The following is a 19848-nucleotide window of genomic DNA, read 5'->3' on the forward strand; positions in this document are numbered from 1 at the left end:
TTCTTTCGCCAGTCCTCCAGGGTCTGGCGTTCCTCAGCGGTCAGAAACAAGCGATAAATTAGCATGACGAAAGCGCTTTTCTACGGAAAAGCCCACCAGACCCAATAAGGTTTTTCAACCACTAGTGTTTCTGCCCGAAGCGGGCCGCTGAGCTACCCCACCACGCCACCAACCAGCGCGACTAAATTAGTAAAAGTGCCGCAGGAGTGCAAACTGCCGGAAAGCCGGGGCGGCCGGTAGTAAGTACGGCTCTGTTTGGCGTAAATGATTGTAGGTTAATAAGTTATTTATGAAGCCTATTTTACTGACCCTTCTCCTCGCCACTCTTCCCCTATTCTTCGCCTTCTACCTAAACGCCGCCGCCCCGCACCCACCTACCAAAACCTACAGGGCTACCCGCTGCACCCGTTACTGCGCCGCCCACGGCTGCCGCCACGCCACCCGCGCCAACAGCCCGGCCTACTTCGTGCTGCGGCCACTGTACGTAGCCACCATTGCGGGGCTCGCGGCGGGCGGAATGGGGCTGTATGCAGCCGTTAATATTGCCTTCTACCTCGTGCTCATTCCGACGCTGCTAGTCTGGCTCACCTACGGGGCGTTGCGCAATGCCCACACCATCCGGCAGCTCAAGCAGTTATGAATATGTTGGCCCGCCTTGTGCACACCGTTTTCTGGTACTGCTGCGATTTTATGGTGAACCTGGGCAACCTTACCCATACCTCTTATAATGAGGCTAATACCTGGGTGCTGCTGCTGCTGATACCGGGGTTGCTGGCGCTACTCATCGGGGTGCGGGTGGCGCAGTGGTTCCGGCTGCGGCAATTGCGGCGGCGGTAGCGCGGTGTACATTTCGCCCATGCTGCCGCCCGGCGAAACCGTCCTCGTTACTCTGCGCCTGCCCGGCACCCTGCCGGCCGCCACCACCCGCGCCCTGGCCGCCGACTTGCGCCAGGCCCAGGCCACCGGCCTCGACCACCACCGCGCCCAAAAGGCGTTTTTTGCCAAGTTCGACGCCGCCCTCGACGGCGCTACCAGCGGCCCGCATTATTTCGAAAACGAAAAGCTGGCCGACGCCCTGGCCGGCGAAATCATGATGCTGGAGGAAACCGGCTTTGTGGTGCACGGCTTCGCCATTTTGCCCGGCCACGCCCACTTGGTGCTGCACCTGCCCGCCCGCAGCGGCCTGGCCCTGGCCAAAGCCCTCGACCTGCTGCACCAGCGCACGGCCGCCGTGTGCCGCCGCCTCGTGCGCCCTAAGCTGCCGCCCGAGTCCCCCTTCTGGCAGCCCGGCTGGCACGACCTGCCCGTGGCCGATGCCGCCGAGCTAACGCGCGTGCTGGCCTACGTGCGCGGGCAGGCCCGGCAAGCGGGCCTGCCCCAGCGCTTCCAGGAGTGGCCCTACGAGCTGTAAAACGGAGTGGCATTCCGTTTCCCGTTGAACGAAGCCGGCCGCCAACAACCGCAACGCGCTGCCCGGGCTAGAATTTTCGTAGGTTCTGGCGATGGCCCCCTCCCTACTCCTGCTACTCGCCCTGCTGCCCACCCCGCCCGATAGCCTGCGCCCCCTCAGCCCCGACCGCCGCCTGGCTATCACCTATGCCAACGACTTTTTCTTCGCTACCGATTATTACTTCACCCAGGGCATTACCCTCGATTGGGTGAGCCCGGTGCTGGCCCGCTCGCCCGCCAACTACCTGCTGCCCAGGGGCCCCGCCAGCAGCACCCACTACCACGGCCTGGCGCTGCGCTACGACGGCTACACGCCCCTCAGCATCGTGGATAAACGCATTCGGGTGGGCGACCGGCCGTACGCGGCGTATTTCTACGTGTCAATGTATCGTATTAATAATCAAATAGTTAAAAAACAACGTCTCACCACGGCGCTGGAGTTGGGCTACATCGGCCCGGCCGCCGGGGGCAAGCTCATTCAAACCAAGCTGCACGAGCTTACGCACTACGACCTGCCGCAGGGCTGGGGCTACCAGATTCGCTCCGATGCCGTGCTGGGCTACCGCGCCACCTACGAAAAGCAGCTGCTGGCCGCCGGCCGCGCGGCCGCCCTCATTGGCACCGCCGACGCCTCGCTCGGCACTCTGCGCACCTATGCCGCGGCCGGGCTGCGCCTGCGCGCCGGCCTTTTCGACCCCTATTTTGCCAGCCTGGGCACGGCCGCCCTCCGCAGCCGCGCCGGCCTGCGCCCCTGGCAAGTGTATGCCGAGGGCACGCTGACCGAGTACCTGGTGGGCTACGACGCCTCGCTGCAAGGTGGCTTGCTTAATCGCAGCAGCCCCTACGTATTGAAAAACAGCCAGATACGCCGCGGGGTATTGCACGGTACCGGCAGCCTGGTAGTGGCGCACAAGGGCCTGAGCTTCATGGCCACGGCCACCTTCATCGGCCCCGAGTTTGCCGGTGGCCGCCGGCACCGCTGGGGCACGCTAGGTCTGGCACGGGCTTTTTAACCAATGAGTGAATGAGTGAGTAAGCAAGACCTTTTTATCCATTCATTCGCAACTCACTCATTCACTCATTAATCAGCGTGCGCGGTGAATGATAGCTACTCCGGCCAAAATAATGGCCATGCCCGCCGCGTGCCAAAGGTTGAAGGCCTCGCCGTCGAGGGCGCCCCAGGCCAGGGCTACGAGCGGAATGAGGTAGGTGCTGGACGAGGCAAAGAGCGCCGTGGAGCGTTGAATGAGCATGTTGAACAGTACCGTGGCCACGGCCGTGCTCATGGTGGCCAGCAGCACAATGTAGCCAAAGGCTGGCCACGCGCCCGGCTGGGTCAACAGCTTGTGTACGAAGCCAGTGCCCAGCAGCAGATAGGCCAGCGCCGGCCCACCAATGAGCAGCAGCAGCAGCGACGTAACGGCTACCGGCGTCATGGCATGCAGGCGGTGCTTTATCACGTTCACGCTCAGGCCGTAGCCGATGGTGGCCACCACAATGTACAGGCCGTACCAGGCGCTGCCCACCCCGCCGGCCGGGGCGCTGGCGTTGGCGCTGCCGCCCAGCAGCATCAGCACCACTGTGCCCAGCAGGCCCAGCGCAATGCCCAGCACGCGTAGCCCGGTTAGGCGCTGCCCAAACAGCAGCGCGCCCAGCAGCAGCACAAATACCGCCGTGAGTGCGTTGAGCACGCCCGCCAGCCCCGAGGCCAGCCGCGTTTCGGCATACGCAAATAAAAACGCCGGAATGAGCGTGCCCACCGTGCCGCTGAGCGCCAGCCACTTGAGCCGGCTGCGCTCGACGCGCCCAAGCTCGCGCAGCCCAAACGGCAGCAGCAGCAGCGCCGCCACGCTCACCCGCGTGGCGCCCAGCTCCATGGCCGAAAACACCACCAGCCCCTTCTTCATCAGAATAAACGACGTGCCCCAGATGAGCGACAGCACCAGCAGCAGCCCCCACGCCGCGGCCGATGGCGCCGGGCTGGCCGGGGCGGGGGCTACCACGGGCGCGGCGGCTACGGCGGGCGGGGCCAGCTCATCGAGGGCGGGAGTGGGGAGGGAGGGTAGCGTGGGCATGCGGCAAAATTACGCCGCCCGGCTGCGGCCGGTGGGGTGGCTAGCGGCCCGCCGCCGTTTCTTTGAGGAAAAATAACCGCATTCTTCCGCGCCCAGCTTCCCACACCATGCCCGCTACCCCGCCACTCGCCCCCACCACCCAAGAACTTGAAAAGCAGCAGGCCGCCGCCGCCGCCGTGCGCTGGGTGCGCGATGGCATGGTGCTGGGCCTGGGCACCGGCACCACGTCGGCCCAGTTCATCACGCAGCTCGGCGCGCGCGTGCAGGCTGGCCTCAAGGTGCAGGGTACCGCCACGTCGCTGGCCAGCGAGGCGCTGGCGCGGCAGGTGGGCATTCCGCTGCTGGAGCCGCGCCGGGGCCTGCGCTTCGACCTGGCCGTGGATGGGGCCGACGAGCTCGACGACCAGCTGCGCCTCATAAAGGGTGGCGGCGGGGCGCTGCTGCGCGAAAAAACTATTGAGACAGCCGCTGACTACCTGCTCGTTATCGCCGACTCGTCGAAGGTGGTGCCGGTGCTGGGCCGCTTCCCGCTGCCGCTCGAAGTAGTGCCCTTCGCCCTGCCCTGGGTGCTCGATGCCGTGGCCGCGCTGGGCGGCGCGCCCGCGCTGCGCATGGACAAAGCCAACCCTGCCGCGCCCGTGTACTCCGACCAGCGTAACTTCTTGGTTGATTGCCACTTCGGCCAAATACCTGATGCCGAAAGCCTGGCAGTGCGTCTGAAAACAATCCCCGGCATTGTCGAGCACGGCCTGTTCATCGGCCTGGCCAAGGCTGCCGTAGTTATCCAGGGCGGGGTGGCGCAGGTGCTCAAGCCCGGCCAGGCGGCGCGCCCCGCCAGCGAATTCACGGACTTACCATAAATATTTGATTAATAGTTATTTATAACAAAAACGCCACACTACCAGTTGGGTAGTGTGGCGTTCTTGTTGCCGGTTGGCTAGGCTGGCTACTCACCTTTCTGGGCGAGCTCGCCGGCGGCGGCTTCGTCCAGAAACCAGTCGGCGGGGCCGCTGGCGGGCGCAATCAGCTGGGCCGGGTACTGCTCCATGTTCCGCTCCGAGCCCAGCACCTCGGCCACGGCTTCGGCCTTGCCGGCCCCGTACACGAGGAAGGCCACCGCCCGCGCCTGGTTGATGAGCGGCGCGGTGAATGTGATGCGGTATACCTGCTCTGCGGGTAGCCATACTTCCTTCACACCCACCGCTTTATCATGCAGCACGGGCGTGTGCGGGAAGAGCGAAGCCGTGTGAGCGTTGTCGCCCAGGCCCAGCAAAATGAGGTCGAAGTGGGCGGGGTTTTCCTGGAAAAACTCCTCTACTGCCACGCCATATTGCGCGGCGGCCTCGGCCGGGGCCAGGCGCGTATCCACGGCAAACACCTGGGCCGGGCGAATGCCTAGCGGGTCAAACAGGGCCTTTTTAGCCATCAGGTAGTTGCTGTCCGGCGAGGTCTGGGGTACGTTGCGCTCATCGCCGAAGAAAAAGCACACTTTCTCCCAGGCCACCTGCCCGCGGTAGGCCTCTGAGGCCAGTAGCTCGTACAGCTTTTTGGGTGAGCTGCCCCCCGATAGCGCCACCGCGAAGCGGCCGCGCTCGGCCATGGCCTGCGCCGCTGCCTTCACAAAATAGGCCGCCAACGCCGCCAAAGCGGCGTCGGCGGTTGGAAATATGTGCAACGCCATGGGCTATTTTTTGCTGCTCAGTGGCAGCGTAAACCAGTGAAAGCCATCCTTGGCCACGAGGGCTTCGGCATCCTCGGGGCCCCACGAGTCGGCCGAGTAGTTAGGGAAATTCTGGCTGGTGCGGTTCTGCCAAGAGGTGAGAATGGGCATCACCAGGTCCCAGGCTTCCTCCACCTGGTCGCCGCGCATAAACAGCGTCTGGTCACCGAGCATCACGTCGAGCAGCAGCGTTTCGTAGGCCTCGGGGGCCTCGCTCTTGTAGGTGCCTTTGTAGTCAAACACCATGTCCACGGTGTTCAGCATCATGTCCACACCCGGGCGCTTGGCCTGCACTTGCAGCCGAATGCTCATCTCGGGCTGAATGCTGATAACCAGCCGGTTCTGCCGCATGGTTTCGGCCGTTTCGGGCGAAAAAATCAGGTGCGGTACATCCTTAAACTGGATGGTGATGACCGAGGCCGAGCGGTGCAGGCGCTTGCCGGTGCGCAGGTAAAACGGCACCCCCTGCCAGCGCCAGTTGTCCACAAAAAACTTCACCGCGGCGAAGGTTTCGGTGTTCGACTGCGGGTTGGCGCCGGGCTCCTCGCGGTAGCCGGGCACCTGCTGGCCTTCCATCCAGCCGCTGGCGTACTGGCCGCGCACGGCCTGCTCGCGCACGGTGTCGGGTGTGAAGCGGCGCATGGCGCGCAGCACGTCCACCTTGCGGTTGCGCACTTCCTCGGCCGAAAAGCTCACTGGCGGCTCCATGGCCACGATGCACAGCAGTTGCAGCAAGTGGTTCTGAATCATGTCGCGCAGCGCGCCCGAGCCGTCGTAATAGCCCGTGCGCTCGCCCACGCCCAACTGCTCGGTCACCGAAATCTGCACGTGCTCAATGCTGTTGCGGTTCCAGAGCGGCTCCATAATGGCGTTGGCAAACCGGAAAGCCATGATGTTCTGCACCGTTTCCTTGCCCAGGTAATGGTCGATGCGGTAAATCTGCTTTTCCTGAAAAATGCAGCCCAGCAGCTTGTTCAGCTCCTTGGCCGACTCCAGGTCATGGCCAAAAGGCTTCTCAATCACGATGCGCGTGCGCTCGGTATCCTCGGTCAGGCCGGCCTTGGCCAGGTTTTCGGCGATGATGGGGAAGAAATTCGGGGCCACCGCTAAGTAGTAGAGCACGTTGGCGGGTGCTTTCCACTCAGTTTCTAGGGCCTTTATTTTTTTACCAAAGTCCTTGTAGGTCTTGGCGTCCTGCACGTCGGAAACCTGGTAGTAGATGTTGGGCGCGAAGCCCTGCCACTGCGCATCGGTTACCTGGCCGCTGCGCGAAAACTCGTTGATATCCTTAAGCATCCGCTCGCGGAAGTCGTCGTCGGTGAGCTTGGTGCGGCCCGTGCCAATGAAGGCAAAGTGCGCGGGCAGCCATCCCTCCAGGTAGAGGTTGTAGAGGGCCGGGGCCAGCTTGCGGGCATTCAGGTCGCCGGTGCCGCCGAAGATGACGAACACCGTCGGCTGGGTTTTCAAAAGCGCGTTCATCTACAGCTGCGGTTTAATGGTCTCCTCGCTCGACTCCTTGGTGCCGGGCATGGGGGGCGTGGTGGGCTTTACGTTGGCCGTGGGGCCGGCGGGCTCCTCCAACTTGGCGCGTAAGCCCGTCCATTGGGTATGAAAAACGCCTTCTTTGCCAATGAGTTCGTAGGTGTGCGCCCCAAAGTAGTCGCGCTGCGCCTGAATGAGGTTGGAAGGCAGCCGCGCCGTGCGGAAGGCGTCGAAGTAGCCCAGCGCCGACGTGTAGGCCGGCACTGCCAGCCCCGCCGTAACGGCCGCCGCAATAATGGCGCGCGAGCCTTCGGCGCTGCCCTGCACCAGCGCCTGCACGTTTTTATCCAATAGCAAGTGCGCCAGCTTATTATCGCTTTCGTAGGCGTTAAAAATGTCGTTCAGGAACGTGGAGCGGATGATGCAGCCGCCGCGCCAGATTTTGGCAATCGTGGCCAGCTGCAAGTCGTACTTAAACTCTTCCGACGCCCGCGCCAGCATGTGCATGCCCTGGGCATAGCTCATTATCATGCTGAAGTAAAAGGCGTTCTCCAACTGCTTGATAATCTCCTTTTTATCGCCGGCCAGTAGCCCGGCGGCGGGGCCGTACTGCTGGGCCAGCTGCTCGCGCAGCGGCTTGTACTTCGAGAGGTCGCGCATCGACACGGCCGCGTCTACCGTGGGCAGGGGGGCCTGCAAGTCCATGGCTACCTGCGAGGTCCACTTGCCGGTGCCCTTGGCGCGGGCCTCGTCCTTGATGTCGTCGAGCAGCAGGTGGTCGGTGTCGGGGTTTTTGAAGGCGAAGATATCCTTCGTGATATCTAGCAGGAAGGACTGCAAGCGGCCCTCGTTCCACTGGGTAAATACCTGGCCGATGGCCGCGTTATCCATTTCCAGGCCGGTTTTGAGCAGGCCGTAGGTTTCGGCAATTAGCTCCATCAGGCCGTATTCGATGCCGTTGTGCACCATTTTCACGAAGTGGCCAGCCGCGCCGGGGCCCATGTAAGCCACGCAGGGCGCGCCATCTACCTGGGCAGCAATGGCTTCAAACACGGGCTGCATGGTTTTGTAGGCTTCGGGGTCGCCGCCGGGCATCATGCTGGGGCCAAAGCGCGCGCCTTCCTCGCCACCGCTCACACCCATGCCGAAGAAATGCAAGCCTTTGTCGGCCAGCTCCTTATCGCGGCGGGTGGTGTCGGTGTAGTACGAGTTGCCGCCGTCGATGAGGATATCGCCGGGGCTGAGCAGCGGCACCATGTCGGCAATCACGCTGTCCACGATGGCACCGGCGGGCACCAGCATCATAATGGCGCGGGGCGTTTTGATGCTCTGCACAAAGGCCTTGGGGTCGGTGAAGCCCTTTACGGGCTTGCCCTTGCCCTCCTGGCTCAGCAGGTCTATCTGCTTCTGGTTTTTGTCGTAGCCGGCTACGGCAAAGCCGTGGTCAGCCATATTCAGCAGCAGGTTGCGGCCCATCGTGCCGAGGCCAATCATGCCGAATGCGTAGTCCGTGGGGGTGTCGCTCATCGTGCGAAGGAATAGGAGTGAAAGCGCAAAGGAAGGGTATACGCGAAAAAGCTCGGCCGGCTGCCCCATGAACTGCCCGTGAAGCCGTCCGGTAGCCGCCCAAAGCCCAGCCAACGTAAGCCAGGACTCACCCTTTCTGGTTTTGATATGCCGATTACCAATTGGTTGCTGGCGGGCCTCGGCTCCCTGCTGTTAGCAGCGGCGCAGTTTGCCACCCCGCCCGGCCTGGCTGCCACGCTGCGGGCCAGCCGCTGGCAGCACCGCCTGCTGCTCATTGGCGCGCCCACGGCTGGGCAGGCCGATTTTCAGACCCAAAAAGAACTGTTGGCCGGCGCCGCTAAAGGCCTGGCCGACCGCGACTTCCAAGTACTGGAAGTGCCTTATGACCAGCTTTCGCCCGCCGACCGCCAGTGCTGGACCCAGCAGCTGGGCCAGCCGCTCCGCGAGTTTGTGGTAGTGCTTGTGGGCAAAGACGGCGGCGTGAAGCGCACCAGCGCTAAGCCCCTGCCCGCCGCCGACTTTTTTGGCACGGTCGATAAAATGCCCATGCGCCGCCAGGAAAGGCGCGACAAAAAATAGGCGTTGAGCCTAAACTAAAACATCATGCTGAACGCAGGGAAGCATCTCGCTCACTTCATTGGATTGATAACCCAACGATGCGAGCGAGATGCTTCCCTGCGTTCAGCATGACGTTCTGTTATTTGTAGCGCATTGCTGATTAGATTTTTACAAAAAAAAGATTAGCCCACCAGTACCGCGTCGCTGGCCGCGATTTCTTCCAGTATAGCGTACACTTCCTCGCCTAGGTTGGCATCAACCAGGCGGGTGCGCCACTGCTTGGCACCTTCTAAGCCTCTGAAATAGTGGGCGTAGTGGCGGCGCATCTCGAAGATGCCGGCCTTGGGGCCTTTCCACTCCAGGCTCTTGTCGAAGTGCATTTTGCACATGGCAATGCGCTCCTCCAGGGTGGGCGGCGCTAGTTTTTCACCGGTGAGGGCGTAGTGCTTCACCTCCCGAAAAATCCAGGGGTAGCCGATGGCCGCGCGGCCAATCATCACACCGTCCACGCCGTAGCGGTTTTTATAGGCCACTGCTTTTTCGGGCGAGTCGATGTCGCCGTTGCCAAAAATCGGGATTTTGATGCGCGGGTTTTCCTTAATTTTGGCGATGAGCCGCCAGTCGGCCTCGCCCTTGTAAAGCTGCACGCGGGTGCGGCCGTGTACGGTAAGCGCTTCAATACCAACGTCTTGCAGGCGCTCGGCTACTTCCTCCACGTTCTGGGTGTCGGTGTCCCAGCCGAGGCGGGTTTTCACGGTCACGGGCAGGTGGGTGTTGCGCACTACGGCGGCCGTCATGGCCACCATTTTGGGGATGTCGCGCAGTAGGGCCGCGCCCGCGCCGCGCAGGGCCACCTGCTTCACCGGGCAGCCGTAGTTGATGTCAATCAAATCGGGCCCCGCCTCGGTGCTGATGGCCGCGCACTCGCCCATGGTATCCACGTCGGAGCCGAACAGTTGAATACCGATAGGGCGCTCGTAGTCAAATACATCCAGCTTCTGCCGGCTCTTGGCAGCCGCCCGTATCAGGCCCTCGCTCGAAATAAACTCGGTGTACATGAGGTCGGCCCCGTTGGCCTTGCACACGGCCCGGAAGGGCGGGTCGCTCACATCCTCCATCGGGGCGAGGAGCAGTGGGAAGTCGGGCAGCTGGATGTCACGAATGTTAACCACGGATTTATCGGATTAGTCTGATTTTGTGGGCGGCGCGGGCCTGTTTGTAGGCCGCCGCCTAGCGCCTGTCATTGCGAGCCTGCGAAGCAATCGCACGCGGACGAGTGCAGAAAGGGTCGTTTGGCTATCGTTCGAGTGCGATTGCTTCGCTGTGCTCGCAATGACAAGCGTCAGGATTGGGCAATGCCCGCCCCACCGAGAATTTATTGCGCAAATTTACACCCCCTTGAACACCCCCGCCCTTATGAAAGGTTTAGTACCCCGCTCCGTTCACCCCACCGTGCAACTACTGATGCTGCTGGGGCTGGCGGTGGCGGGGCTGTGCCTGGCCAGCCTGCTGGCGCTGCTGCTGGCCAATGGGTTGTATGGCATTTCGATGGCGCAGTTTGGGGCGCTGGCTGCCGCGCCCGAGCGCGCCGCGCACGGCTGGGCCGCCCTCATGCTCTACCAGGGCTTGTCGCTGGCCGGGGTGGGGGCGGGGGCGCTGCTGCTGCCGCGGTTGCTGGGGCAGTCGGTGGCCAGCTACTTTGCGCCGCGCCGGCTGGGGGCGGCGTGGTGGCCAGTGGCGGCGGGGCTGGTGATTATCTGCTCGGTGCCTTTTTTATCGGCGCTGGTGGCCTGGAATGCGGGCGCGCACTTCCCGGCCTTTCTGCACGATTTTGAGCTGTGGTCGCGCGAGAAGGAAGACCAGGCCGCCGGCCTCACCAGGTTTCTCACCGATTTTAACACGCCCGGCCGGCTGCTGGTGGGCCTCATCGTGATTGCCATTGTGCCGGCCGTGGCCGAGGAGTTGGTGTTTCGGGGCGGCGTGCAGCGCTGCCTGGTGCAGTGGTTTGGCTCGCGGCACGTGGGTATTTGGCTGGCAGCGGCCATTTTTTCGGCCATTCACGTGCAGTTTTTCGGGTTTGTGCCGCGCTTCGTGCTGGGGCTGGTGCTGGGCTACTTGTATGAGTGGAGCGGCAACATCCTGGTATCGATGGCCGCGCACTTCACCCAAAACGCCTTTCAGCTGATACTCTTGTACTTGGCCCAGGGCAAGCAGCTGCCCACCTCCCTCGACCCCGATTCTACGCAACCCCTGCCCTGGGCGGCCGTCCTGGTATCAGCCGTTCTCACGGCGGGGCTGCTCTATTGGCTGCATCAGCGCTGGGCGGGGCGCACCGAAGTGGCCGCCCCCGTGTAGCGCCGCTGCAACCACCTAGCTTTCTTTCTCCACCTAGTTTTCTGCCCGATTTGAATTCCGACGCTACCCTTACCCCTGCCCCCGCCGATAAGCCCAAAGGCCCCAGCAACCTGCGCCTGCGCGCCATTTGGGGGGCGCTCGCGGCGGTGCTGCTCATTAGCTGCACCTTCGGCGGGCCCATCTCGTTCGGGCTGTTTTTCGCGGCCGTGCAGGCGGTGATGCTGAAGGAGTTTTACCGGATAATGCGGGCGAAAGGCTATCAGCCAGCTTTTTGGTGGGGAATAGTAGTGAGTTGCTTGGCCTTCTTGAGCGTCACCTATACGCTACTCATAGCTTCTGATAAAGCTGCGTTTTTTAAGCTGCCAGATGGGTTAGATATGGTTGTTGTTCTTGGTACTGGAATAGCGCTGCCAATCCTGACCCTGCTTTATATTGGCCTACCAGTTGCCTTGATAATTAGAGCTATCGTGCTGTGGCCCAAAGAGCAGTCTTTTGATAATATTGGGGTTACGTTGCTGGGCTTATTATACGTAAGCCTGCCAATGACCTTGCTTAACTACTTGGCTCTAAGTGTGAATTGGTTAGGTAATAGTGCGTACGAATCCCACTTTGCGCCCGGTCGCGTTTTCTGCCTCATCCTCTTCGTGTGGGCAGCCGATACCGGGGCCTATTTCGCTGGCAAAAACTTTGGCAAGCACAAGCTGGCCCCCAGCATTTCGCCCGCCAAAACCTGGGAGGGCTGGGCCGGTGGCGCAGCCCTCGCGCTGGCCACGGGCTGGGCGGCGGGCTATTTTCTGCCCGATATTCCGTTGAGTCACCGGCTGGTAGCGGCGGGCGTGGTGGCCGTATTCGGCCCGCTGGGCGACCTGGCCGAGTCGATGCTCAAGCGCAGCGCGGGCGTGAAAGACTCGGGCACCTTCCTGCCCGGCCACGGCGGGCTGCTCGACCGCTTCGACGCCTTTTTGCTGGTGCTGCCGGTGCTGGCGCTGCTGCAAGTGCTCTTTGGCTGAGCCGTAAATGAGTAGGGGAGTAGCTGAGTAAGGTAGTCGCACGGCACTTTACGCAGTTATTCCCCTACTCATTTACGGCGAGTGTACCTTTGCGGCGCTTTTTCGTAAGCAACTGCATTCTTTCCCTTCCCACCCACCCCTCACTTTTTACCTTCTCAGATGGCACCCACCACTGTGTATAAAGAACCGGCCCCGCAGGTTGGCAACACCGAAAATCCGCTTGAGTCCATGATGTCGCGCTTCAATGTGGCGGCCGAAATCCTGGGCCTTGATGACGCCACCTACGAAGTGCTCAAGGCAGCCGATAAGCAGGTTATTGTGCACTTGCCCGTGTCGATGGACGATGGCAAGGTGCGCGTGTTTGAGGGCTACCGCGTGGTGCACAACACCATTCTGGGCCCCAGCAAGGGCGGCATCCGCTACGATAAAAACGTGAGCCTCGACGAGGTGAAAGCCCTCGCCGCCTGGATGACCTGGAAGTGCGCCGTGGTGGACATCCCCTACGGCGGTGCCAAGGGCGGCATCATCTGCGACCCCACCACCATGAGCGTGGGCGAGCTGGAGCGCCTCACCCGCGCCTACACGGTGTCGATGAAGGACGTATTTGGCCCCGACCGCGACATTCCGGCCCCCGACATGGGTACTGGCCCCCGCGAGATGGCCTGGATTATGGACGAATTCTCCAAAACCGTGGGCTCTACCGCCTCGGCCGTCGTAACCGGTAAGCCTCTGGTAATGGGCGGCTCGCTGGGCCGCACCGAGGCTACCGGTCGCGGCGTGATGATTTCGTGCCTGGCTGCCATGGGTAAGCTGGACATGAAGGTGGAAGACACCTCCGTGGCTATTCAGGGCTTCGGCAACGTGGGCTCGTGGACGGCCAAGCTGATGTTTGACAAAGGCCTGACTATCAAGGGTATATCGGATATTTCGGGTGCCTACTGGAACGACAACGGCATTAATATCGACGAGGCTATTGCTTACAAAAACGTGCACGGTGGCCGCCTCGAAGGCTTTGAAGGTGCCACGCCCATGGACCCCAGCAAGCTGCTGACCTCGGCCGTTGACGTCATTGTGCCCGCCGCCGTGGAGGATGTGATTACCGAGCACAACGCCCCCTTTATCCAGGCCAAGCTTATTGTGGAGGGTGCCAACGGCCCCACTTCGGCTTCGGCCGACCCGATTATCTACGAAAAAGGCATTTCGGTAGTGCCCGATATTCTGGCCAACTCGGGCGGGGTAACCGTGAGCTACTTCGAATGGGTACAAAACAAGCAGGGCTTCAAGTGGAGCCACGAAATGGTGACCGAGCGCGCCGACCGCATCATGAACGATGCCTTTGAAAAAGTGTACGCCACCAGCCAGAAGTACAACATCTCACTGCGCATCGCCGCCTACGTAGTAGCCATCGATAAAGTAGCCCAAACCTACAAGTACCGCGGCGGCTACTAAGCCCATCGCAGATTCAAACGGATTGAACGGATTTCGCAGATACGCCCGCTGCGCGGGCTGACTACTGGGGCGTTAATTAAGTAGTTTGTTCGTTTGGTTTGTTGCGCGTTGCTTGAAATACGGAAAGGCGCGGGTCGGTTGGCCCGCGCTTTTCTACTTTTGGAGAATGAAGCATGGCTTGCTAAATCTTTTACAGCCCGCTCACGTTTCTCCAAGACCCATCCATCCCGCCAAAAAAGCGTAGTCAGCCCGCGCAGCGGGCGTATCTGCGAAATCCGTTTAATCCGTTTGAATCTGCGGTTCGGAAGCCGTTAAATCTGTTTGAATCTGTGATAAAAATACATAAAGAAGGTCGGCGCATCCTGTTTGTGACGCTGCTGGTGCTGCTGGCCCTCAACCTCTTGCTGAACCGCTACAACGGGCCCAACGTGGTATTCAATCGCATTTTTGCGGGCGCGTCGGTCGTCGCGTTCCTGATGCTGCTTCAGTTCTTCCGTTCGCCGTTCCGGCGGCTGCTCACCCACGAAGACCTGCTGCTGGCCCCGGCCGATGGCAAGGTCGTTGTAATTGAGGAAGTGTATGAGGGTGAGTACTTTGAGGATGCGCGCCGCCAGATTAGCGTGTTTATGTCGCCCATCAACGTGCACATTACCCGCAACCCGGTGTCGGGCATCGTCAAGTATTTCAAGTACCACCCCGGCCAATACCTGGTGGCGTGGCACCCCAAAAGCAGCACCCAAAACGAGCGCACCACGGTAGTAGTCGAAAGCGACGCCGGCCCGCTGGTGCTCTTCCGGCAGATTGCCGGGGCCATGGCCCGCCGCATTGTGTGGTATGTGAACGAGGGCGACGAAGTAAGTCAGGGTGAGGAGTTTGGCTTCATCAAGTTCGGCTCGCGGGTCGATATTTTCGTGCCCCTCGACGCCGAGATTAAAGTAGAGCTGGGCCAGAAAGTGAAGGGCGGTGAAACCGTCATTTGCCAGCTGGTGGGCTAATTACTACGTAGTATTCAGCAGCTGGTACCCGGCGCAAGCCGCAAAAAGCCCGGCCGGCCTTTTCCTTGCGGAAAGAGCCGGCCGGGCTTTTTGGCTTGTAGCGTAACTGCTTAGCGCTGTTGCATTTGCTGTTCTATCTGCTCTTTCAGCTGCTGGGCCGTGCCGGGGTTGAGGAGCAAAACCACGAAGATGACCAGCATAAAAACGCCCAGCGGCAGCAGCCAGTTGCGCGGCTGAAACTGGTAGGTGCCAATGTAGCGCGGCCAAAACCACCACACGTAGGCCACGATAACGGGCAGGTCGATGAGCGGGGCTATCCAGGGCGAGAACAAGTGCTGGGCAATCAGCCACTTCAGCAGTAAGGCCCGGGCAATAACGTAGGCTACCACGAAGGCCACCAGCCAGATAATGATGTTGCCCTTCTTGAGCCGGTACAAGTTGAGCGCCAGCAAGACAGCACCCGCCACCACCGAAAGGGTAGCCGAAACCACCACAATGCCCGCTGGCGAAAAGAGGCGCGGCAGGTCGGCCACGTCGGTTTCGGGAGCTTCGGCGGCCAGGGCGTCGGCGGCGGCCTGGGCCTTTTGCACCACCGCCTCCAGCTGGGGGCGCAGGGCAGTATCCTCAGGCGCGGGCTGGCCCCGCTGACGCAACTCGTTGAGCGCGGCCAGCACGGCTTCTTCGCGGTACTGCGCGTGGCCGGTCACGTATTCGCGCAGCGCCGCATCGGGCTTGAGGGCCATCTTGGCCGCGTAGTCTTCCATAGGTAATGAGCAGTGAGTAATGAACAGTGAGCAGTTGCTAAGGTGCTAGTAGTGAGCAGCTGACCAACTGTTCCTTGCTCACTGTTCACCATAAAATTGCAAAAGGGCTGCGCCCACCCGGTGTACATCCTCAAACGAATTATAGAGCGGTACGGGTGCAAGGCGGATGACATTGGGCTCGCGCCAGTCGGCGATGATGCCGCGGGCGGCCAGGTAGTCGAACAGCTCGCGGCCGCGCTCGTGCACCAGCAGCGACAGCTGGCCGCCACGCTGGGCGGGGTCGGTGGGCGTAATTATCTCCAGCTTGGTTTTTGGCAGTTGCAGCTGATTGATAAGGTATTCGAGGTAGCCGGTAAGCTTTTCACTCTTGATGCGCAGCGTAGCCACGCCGCCGGCTTGGTCAAACAGCTCCAGATTGGCGCGGTGCACGGCCATGGGCAGCACCTGCCCGCACGATAGCTGCCAGCCCGACGCGCCCGGCGACGGCCGAAAGCCCGGCTTCATCTGGAAGCGCTCCTGGGGGTCGTGGCCCCACCACCCAGCCAGGCGCAGCAAGTCGGGCTGGTGCGCGAAGCGCTCGTGAATAAATACGCCCGACGTGCCGCCCGGCCCCGAGTTGAGGTACTTGTAGGTGCACCAGCAGGCAAAGTCCACGTCCCAGTCGTGCAGGCTAAGTACCACATTACCAGCTGCGTGCGCCAGGTCGAAGCCCACTTTGGCTCCCACCGCGTGCCCGGCCCGCGTAATGGCCGCCATATCAAACACCTGCCCCGTGTAGTAGTTGATGCCCCCAAAAATGACGGTGGCCAGCGAGTCGCCGAGCTCCGCTATTTTTGCCTCAATGTCCTCCGTGCGCAGGGTGTGCTCGCCGGGCCGGGGCGTGAGTTCTACAATGGCATCGGTGGGGTCAAGCCCGTGCAGGCGGGCCTGGCTTTCGAGCGCGTATTGGTCGGAGGGGAACGCGCCGCCCTCCATCAGCACCTTGTAGCGGGTGGCGGTGGGCTGGTAAAACGACACCAGCAACAGGTGCAGGTTTACCGTTAAGGTATTCATTATCACCACTTCCAGGGGCAGCGCGCCCACCACGCGGGCGGCCGATTCGGCCAGAGCATCCTGGTAAAACATCCAGGGCGACTCGCCGTGGAAGTGGCCCTCTACGGCCTGGGTTTCCCACGACTTAAACTCGGCCTCCACGGCGGCGCGGGCGGCGCGGGGCAGCAGCCCCAGCGAGTTGCCGCAGAAGTAAGCGGTCGGCTGGCCATCGGGGCCGGGCGGAATGTGAAATTCCTGCCGGAAGGTGGCCAGTGGGTCGGCCGCGTCCTGGGCGGCGGCAAAGGCGGGAGAAGCGTCGTAAGTCATGCGGGTGGGAAGTAGCGTGGACTCTGTGAGTCCACGCGTGGGTCGTTCAGGTTCGTTTAACGTGCGGACTCGCAGAGTCCACGCTACAGCTACATTTTTTCGATAACCATGGCAATGCCCTGGCCCACGCCCACGCACATGGCGGCGAGGCCGTAGCGCACGCCCTCGCGGCGCTGCATCTCGTGCACCAGCGTGGCTATGATGCGCGCGCCGCTGGAGCCCAGCGGGTGGCCCATGGCAATGGAGCCGCCATTTACATTCACCTTGCTCATGTCGGCCCCTAGCTCGCGGATAACGGCAATGCTCTGAGAGGCAAAGGCTTCGTTTAATTCCAGTAAGTCCATGTCGGCCAGGGTGAGGCCGGCGCGGGCCAGCGCCTTGTGGATGGCCGGCACCGGGCCCATGCCCATGATGGAGGGGTCAACGCCCGCCACGGCCGACGAGATAATGCGGGCCAGCGGCTTGAGGTTGTAGCGCGCCAGGGCGTCGTCGCTCACCAGCAGCGCCGCCGCGGCGCCGTCGTTGATGCCCGCCGAGTTGCCGGCCGTTACGGTGCCGCCGTCGGGCTGGAAGGCAGGCTTGAGGGTCGCTAGCTTTTCGAGGGTCGAAATGCGGGGCTGCTCATCGGTGTCAAACAGGGCCGTGTCGCCCTTGGGCTGCGGCAGAAACACGGGCACCAGTTCCCTGCGGAACCGGCCTTTTTCGGCCGCACGGTGGTATTTGCGCTGGCTCTCGAAGGCAAACGCATCCTGTTCCTCGCGGGTGATGCCGTACTTTTTGGCCACGTTCTCGGCCGTGTCGCCCATGGTGTAGGGGTAGTGCTCCTTGGCCAGGCGCGGGTTCACGAAGCGCCAGCCCAGCGTAGTATCGTGGGCCATAAAGTCGCGGGCAAAAGCCGTGGCTGACTTCGCCATCACAAATGGGGCGCGGGTCATGCTCTCGGCCCCGCCGGCCAGGTACACATCGCCCTCGCCGCATTTAATGGCCCGGAAGGCATCCATGATACTTTGTAAACCACTAGCGCACAAGCGGTTAACTGTATTTCCGGGTACCGTTACGGGCAGGCCGGCCAGCAGGCCCGCCATGCGAGCCACATTGCGGTTGTCTTCGCCGCTTTGGTTGGCGGCGCCCATTATCACGTCTTCTACGGCGCTTTTGTCGAGGCTGGGGTTGCGGCGCAACAGCTCGCGCAGTACGAGGGCGGCCAGGTCGTCGGGGCGAACGCTGCTGAGCGCGCCGCCAAATTTTCCAATCGGGGTGCGCACGGCATCCACGATATACGCATTGGGCATTCCGGTAGTATCGTTGGGGCGAAGCGAGTCCGCCGGTTGAGGGCTAATTTTGGCCTGGCAACGCGCACTGGCGCGGGGCTTTTCCACAACCGCAAAGATGATACAAAGAATTCAAAGCGTTTTTTTGCTGCTGCTGGCATTGGCCATGCTGAGCATGCTGGCCCTGCCGCTCTGGCACAAGGTAGACGGCCTCACCCACCAGGAACTAACCCTCACGGCCTTCGGCTTCACCGCCACCGGCATGCCCGAACCCAAGGGCCTGGGCCCCATCTTCCTCATTGCGTCCTTCGCCATTGCCTCAGCCTTGACGGCTGCCCGCGAGATTTTCCTGTTCCGCAACCGCATGGGGCAGCTCAAGTTGGGTATGCTCAACCTGCTCTTCATCATGGCTACGTTTGGGTTGCAATTCTACTTTTCCAACAAAGGCGAAACGCTGCTCAACCCCAAGCTGGAGGGTGCCTTTCAGCCGGCCTTTTACCTACCCACGCTGGCCCTCATGCTGAATCTATTGGCTAATCGCTTTATTCGCAGCGATGAGAAGATGGTGCGCAATAGCTACGACCGCCTGCGCTAACTATCAGCACAACAGTTAGTTAAAACGCAAAAGCCCCGGCTGCCAACTTGGCGGCCGGGGCTTTTGCGTGGGGGTGTTTTAGGTTGGAAAGAGCGGGGTAGTCGGGTTAGTCCTGGGGTAAACCCACGGCTTGCTGCAAGGCACGCACGCTGGACTGGGATTGCAGCACGCCATACACGCGGCTGAAATTCTGGGGGTCGCTGAGGTGGGCGTAGCCGAAGCGGGCCAACTCAATGCGCGACTCATCATGGGTGAAAGCTTGGAGGAGCTCGGTTAGCTCGTCGGCGCGTAAGCTGCTCTGAGCCAGAGCTTCCGTGGCGGTGCGCAGGCGCTCGGTTTCGGTGGGGCGCTGGCGCAGGTCCTGGGCCAGGTCGGCGGCATCGCCCTGGGCGAGGGGCTGCAAGCTGGTAGTCGTGCCGGAGCCGGGGTAGTAGCCACCGCCGTTGCCGGGGCCCTGGTTGGGGTAGCCTCCGGGCGCGTTGCCGTAGCCACCGGGGTAGCCAGGGCCAGGGTTGTTGGGCGCGTTGTAGCCGCCATTGGGCTGGCCGCCGCCGGGGTAGTTGGGAGCCGGCTGATTGTAGCCGCCCAGCCCGTTGCCAGGAGCGCTCCGGGGGTCGTAGCCGGGGCTGGTAGCGTAGCCGCCCTGGTTCGGAACCATAATCGGCGGCTGGCCCTGGCCATCGTAGCCGTAGGGCGCGTAGCCCTGGCTATAGTAGCCACTTGGCCCGCCGTAGCCGGGGCGACCCAGCGGCAGCACACCCACCTGCCGCAGCTGCGGGCCATAGGGCCGTAGCACGAGTACGTAGTCGGTTTCGAGGCCGGGTTGCAGCCACACGCTGGTGCGGTAGCGCAGCGGCGGGCCGTAGCCATTGGGCACGCTAAACTCGGCCCAGTGCCGGCCGGGTTGTAGCAGGTCTACGTGCACCTGGCGGGCCAGGGGCCGGGTCAGCAGCCGCCCATCCAGCACTAGGCCAAAGGGCTGGCCCCGCTCAGCGGTAATGGTGAGGTTGGCCGGGGGTGCGGCCAAGGCTGGTACCACGGCCACCGCCGCTAAAAGGGCGGCCACTACCAACGTAAAAAGCCTGTTCATAACCGGTGAGATAAAGGAGTGGGCGGCGGGTTTTGCCGGCTTCTCTTACCTCAAATCCAAACGCCGTGCCAACAAAAAAGCCCCCGCATCGCGGGGGCTTTCCGACTCTCATTCAGAACTTGCAATTGATTCGTAAGTAATTGATAAAT

At 62.0% G+C, this 19848-nt stretch carries 20 protein-coding genes; 11 read left to right on the top strand and 9 right to left on the bottom strand.

All coding sequences use genetic code 11. The features are described 5' to 3' along the window. Window positions 1-289 precede the first annotated feature (289 nt). The 4 genes from QMK33_RS22155 to QMK33_RS22170 all read left to right on the top strand — a co-directional run bounded on the left by QMK33_RS22155 (window position 290) and on the right by QMK33_RS22170 (window position 2462). Window positions 290-640 carry a hypothetical protein gene (locus QMK33_RS22155; RefSeq protein ID WP_283566812.1) on the top strand — a complete coding sequence of 117 codons (351 nt, stop codon included), beginning with the start codon at window positions 290-292 and terminating at the stop codon, window positions 638-640. 2 nt (window positions 641-642) lie between these two features. Then, window positions 643-837 (top strand): hypothetical protein, encoded by a 195-nt coding sequence (locus QMK33_RS22160; protein WP_283566813.1) that lies wholly within the window; start codon window positions 643-645, stop codon window positions 835-837. Window positions 838-856: 19 nt separating this feature from the next. Continuing rightward, window positions 857-1411, top strand: coding sequence for a hypothetical protein (locus QMK33_RS22165; RefSeq protein WP_283566814.1), 555 nt, complete (start codon window positions 857-859; stop codon window positions 1409-1411). Window positions 1412-1502: 91 nt separating this feature from the next. Next, complete coding sequence (locus QMK33_RS22170) at window positions 1503-2462, top strand: lipid A deacylase LpxR family protein (protein WP_283566815.1); 960 nt, start codon at window positions 1503-1505, stop codon at window positions 2460-2462. A 72-nt stretch (window positions 2463-2534) separates the two neighbouring features. On the opposite strand, the gene QMK33_RS22175 is transcribed toward QMK33_RS22170, so the two are convergent. Beyond that, window positions 2535-3524 (bottom strand): DMT family transporter, encoded by a 990-nt coding sequence (locus QMK33_RS22175; protein ID WP_283566816.1) that lies wholly within the window; start codon window positions 3522-3524, stop codon window positions 2535-2537. A gap of 107 nt (window positions 3525-3631) precedes the next feature. Between QMK33_RS22175 and rpiA the strand changes: the two genes are divergently transcribed. Further along, window positions 3632-4384, top strand: coding sequence for a ribose-5-phosphate isomerase RpiA (gene rpiA, locus QMK33_RS22180; RefSeq protein WP_283566817.1), 753 nt, complete (start codon window positions 3632-3634; stop codon window positions 4382-4384). An 86-nt stretch (window positions 4385-4470) separates the two neighbouring features. Here rpiA and pgl read toward each other — a convergent pair whose 3' ends face one another. The 3 genes from pgl to gnd are packed head-to-tail and all read right to left on the bottom strand — an operon-like array spanning window position 4471 to window position 8253. Next, window positions 4471-5205 carry a 6-phosphogluconolactonase gene (gene pgl / locus QMK33_RS22185; protein ID WP_283566818.1) on the bottom strand — a complete coding sequence of 245 codons (735 nt, stop codon included), beginning with the start codon at window positions 5203-5205 and terminating at the stop codon, window positions 4471-4473. A 3-nt stretch (window positions 5206-5208) separates the two neighbouring features. Further along, window positions 5209-6723 carry a glucose-6-phosphate dehydrogenase gene (gene zwf, locus QMK33_RS22190; protein ID WP_283566819.1) on the bottom strand — a complete coding sequence of 505 codons (1515 nt, stop codon included), beginning with the start codon at window positions 6721-6723 and terminating at the stop codon, window positions 5209-5211. Beyond that, entirely contained in the window at window positions 6724-8253 is a 1530-nt protein-coding gene (gene gnd, locus QMK33_RS22195) for an NADP-dependent phosphogluconate dehydrogenase (RefSeq protein WP_283566820.1), read from the bottom strand. It lies immediately after the preceding gene. A 147-nt stretch (window positions 8254-8400) separates the two neighbouring features. Between gnd and QMK33_RS22200 the strand changes: the two genes are divergently transcribed. After that, window positions 8401-8832, top strand: coding sequence for a DUF4174 domain-containing protein (locus tag QMK33_RS22200; protein WP_283566821.1), 432 nt, complete (start codon window positions 8401-8403; stop codon window positions 8830-8832). Window positions 8833-8993: 161 nt separating this feature from the next. Here QMK33_RS22200 and dusB read toward each other — a convergent pair whose 3' ends face one another. Next, window positions 8994-9983 carry a tRNA dihydrouridine synthase DusB gene (gene dusB, locus QMK33_RS22205; protein ID WP_283566822.1) on the bottom strand — a complete coding sequence of 330 codons (990 nt, stop codon included), beginning with the start codon at window positions 9981-9983 and terminating at the stop codon, window positions 8994-8996. A 244-nt stretch (window positions 9984-10227) separates the two neighbouring features. On the opposite strand from dusB, the gene QMK33_RS22210 reads away from it, so the two are divergent. The 4 genes from QMK33_RS22210 to QMK33_RS22225 all read left to right on the top strand — a co-directional run bounded on the left by QMK33_RS22210 (window position 10228) and on the right by QMK33_RS22225 (window position 14620). Next, complete coding sequence (locus QMK33_RS22210; RefSeq protein WP_283566823.1) at window positions 10228-11166, top strand: CPBP family intramembrane glutamic endopeptidase; 939 nt, start codon at window positions 10228-10230, stop codon at window positions 11164-11166. A 50-nt stretch (window positions 11167-11216) separates the two neighbouring features. After that, window positions 11217-12176 (top strand): phosphatidate cytidylyltransferase, encoded by a 960-nt coding sequence (locus tag QMK33_RS22215; protein WP_283566824.1) that lies wholly within the window; start codon window positions 11217-11219, stop codon window positions 12174-12176. Window positions 12177-12335: 159 nt separating this feature from the next. Further along, the gene (locus tag QMK33_RS22220; RefSeq protein WP_283566825.1) at window positions 12336-13625 is read left to right on the top strand and encodes a Glu/Leu/Phe/Val family dehydrogenase; all 1290 of its coding nucleotides are present in this window, start codon (window positions 12336-12338) and stop codon (window positions 13623-13625) included. 332 nt (window positions 13626-13957) lie between these two features. Then, window positions 13958-14620 carry a phosphatidylserine decarboxylase family protein gene (locus QMK33_RS22225; protein ID WP_283566838.1) on the top strand — a complete coding sequence of 221 codons (663 nt, stop codon included), beginning with the start codon at window positions 13958-13960 and terminating at the stop codon, window positions 14618-14620. 110 nt (window positions 14621-14730) lie between these two features. On the opposite strand, the gene QMK33_RS22230 is transcribed toward QMK33_RS22225, so the two are convergent. The 3 genes from QMK33_RS22230 to QMK33_RS22240 form a co-directional block, all read right to left on the bottom strand. Continuing rightward, window positions 14731-15384, bottom strand: coding sequence for a hypothetical protein (locus tag QMK33_RS22230; protein ID WP_283566826.1), 654 nt, complete (start codon window positions 15382-15384; stop codon window positions 14731-14733). 78 nt (window positions 15385-15462) lie between these two features. Further along, window positions 15463-16743: a kynureninase gene (gene kynU, locus QMK33_RS22235; protein WP_283566827.1), complete on the bottom strand. Its 1281-nt coding sequence runs from the start codon at window positions 16741-16743 to the stop codon at window positions 15463-15465. A gap of 89 nt (window positions 16744-16832) precedes the next feature. Next, the gene (locus tag QMK33_RS22240; protein WP_283566828.1) at window positions 16833-18035 is read right to left on the bottom strand and encodes a thiolase family protein; all 1203 of its coding nucleotides are present in this window, start codon (window positions 18033-18035) and stop codon (window positions 16833-16835) included. A 97-nt stretch (window positions 18036-18132) separates the two neighbouring features. Between QMK33_RS22240 and QMK33_RS22245 the strand changes: the two genes are divergently transcribed. Next, entirely contained in the window at window positions 18133-18609 is a 477-nt protein-coding gene (locus tag QMK33_RS22245) for a DUF4293 domain-containing protein (protein WP_283566829.1), read from the top strand. A gap of 106 nt (window positions 18610-18715) precedes the next feature. Here the strand turns inward: QMK33_RS22245 and QMK33_RS22250 are convergent, their stop codons facing one another. Further along, window positions 18716-19699, bottom strand: coding sequence for a proline and serine-rich protein 1 family protein (locus QMK33_RS22250; RefSeq protein ID WP_283566830.1), 984 nt, complete (start codon window positions 19697-19699; stop codon window positions 18716-18718). Between the last annotated feature and the right edge of the window lie 149 nt (window positions 19700-19848).

Source organism: Hymenobacter sp. H14-R3 (assembly GCF_030063445.1).
In the GTDB taxonomy this organism is placed as follows: Bacteria; Bacteroidota; Bacteroidia; order Cytophagales; family Hymenobacteraceae; genus Hymenobacter.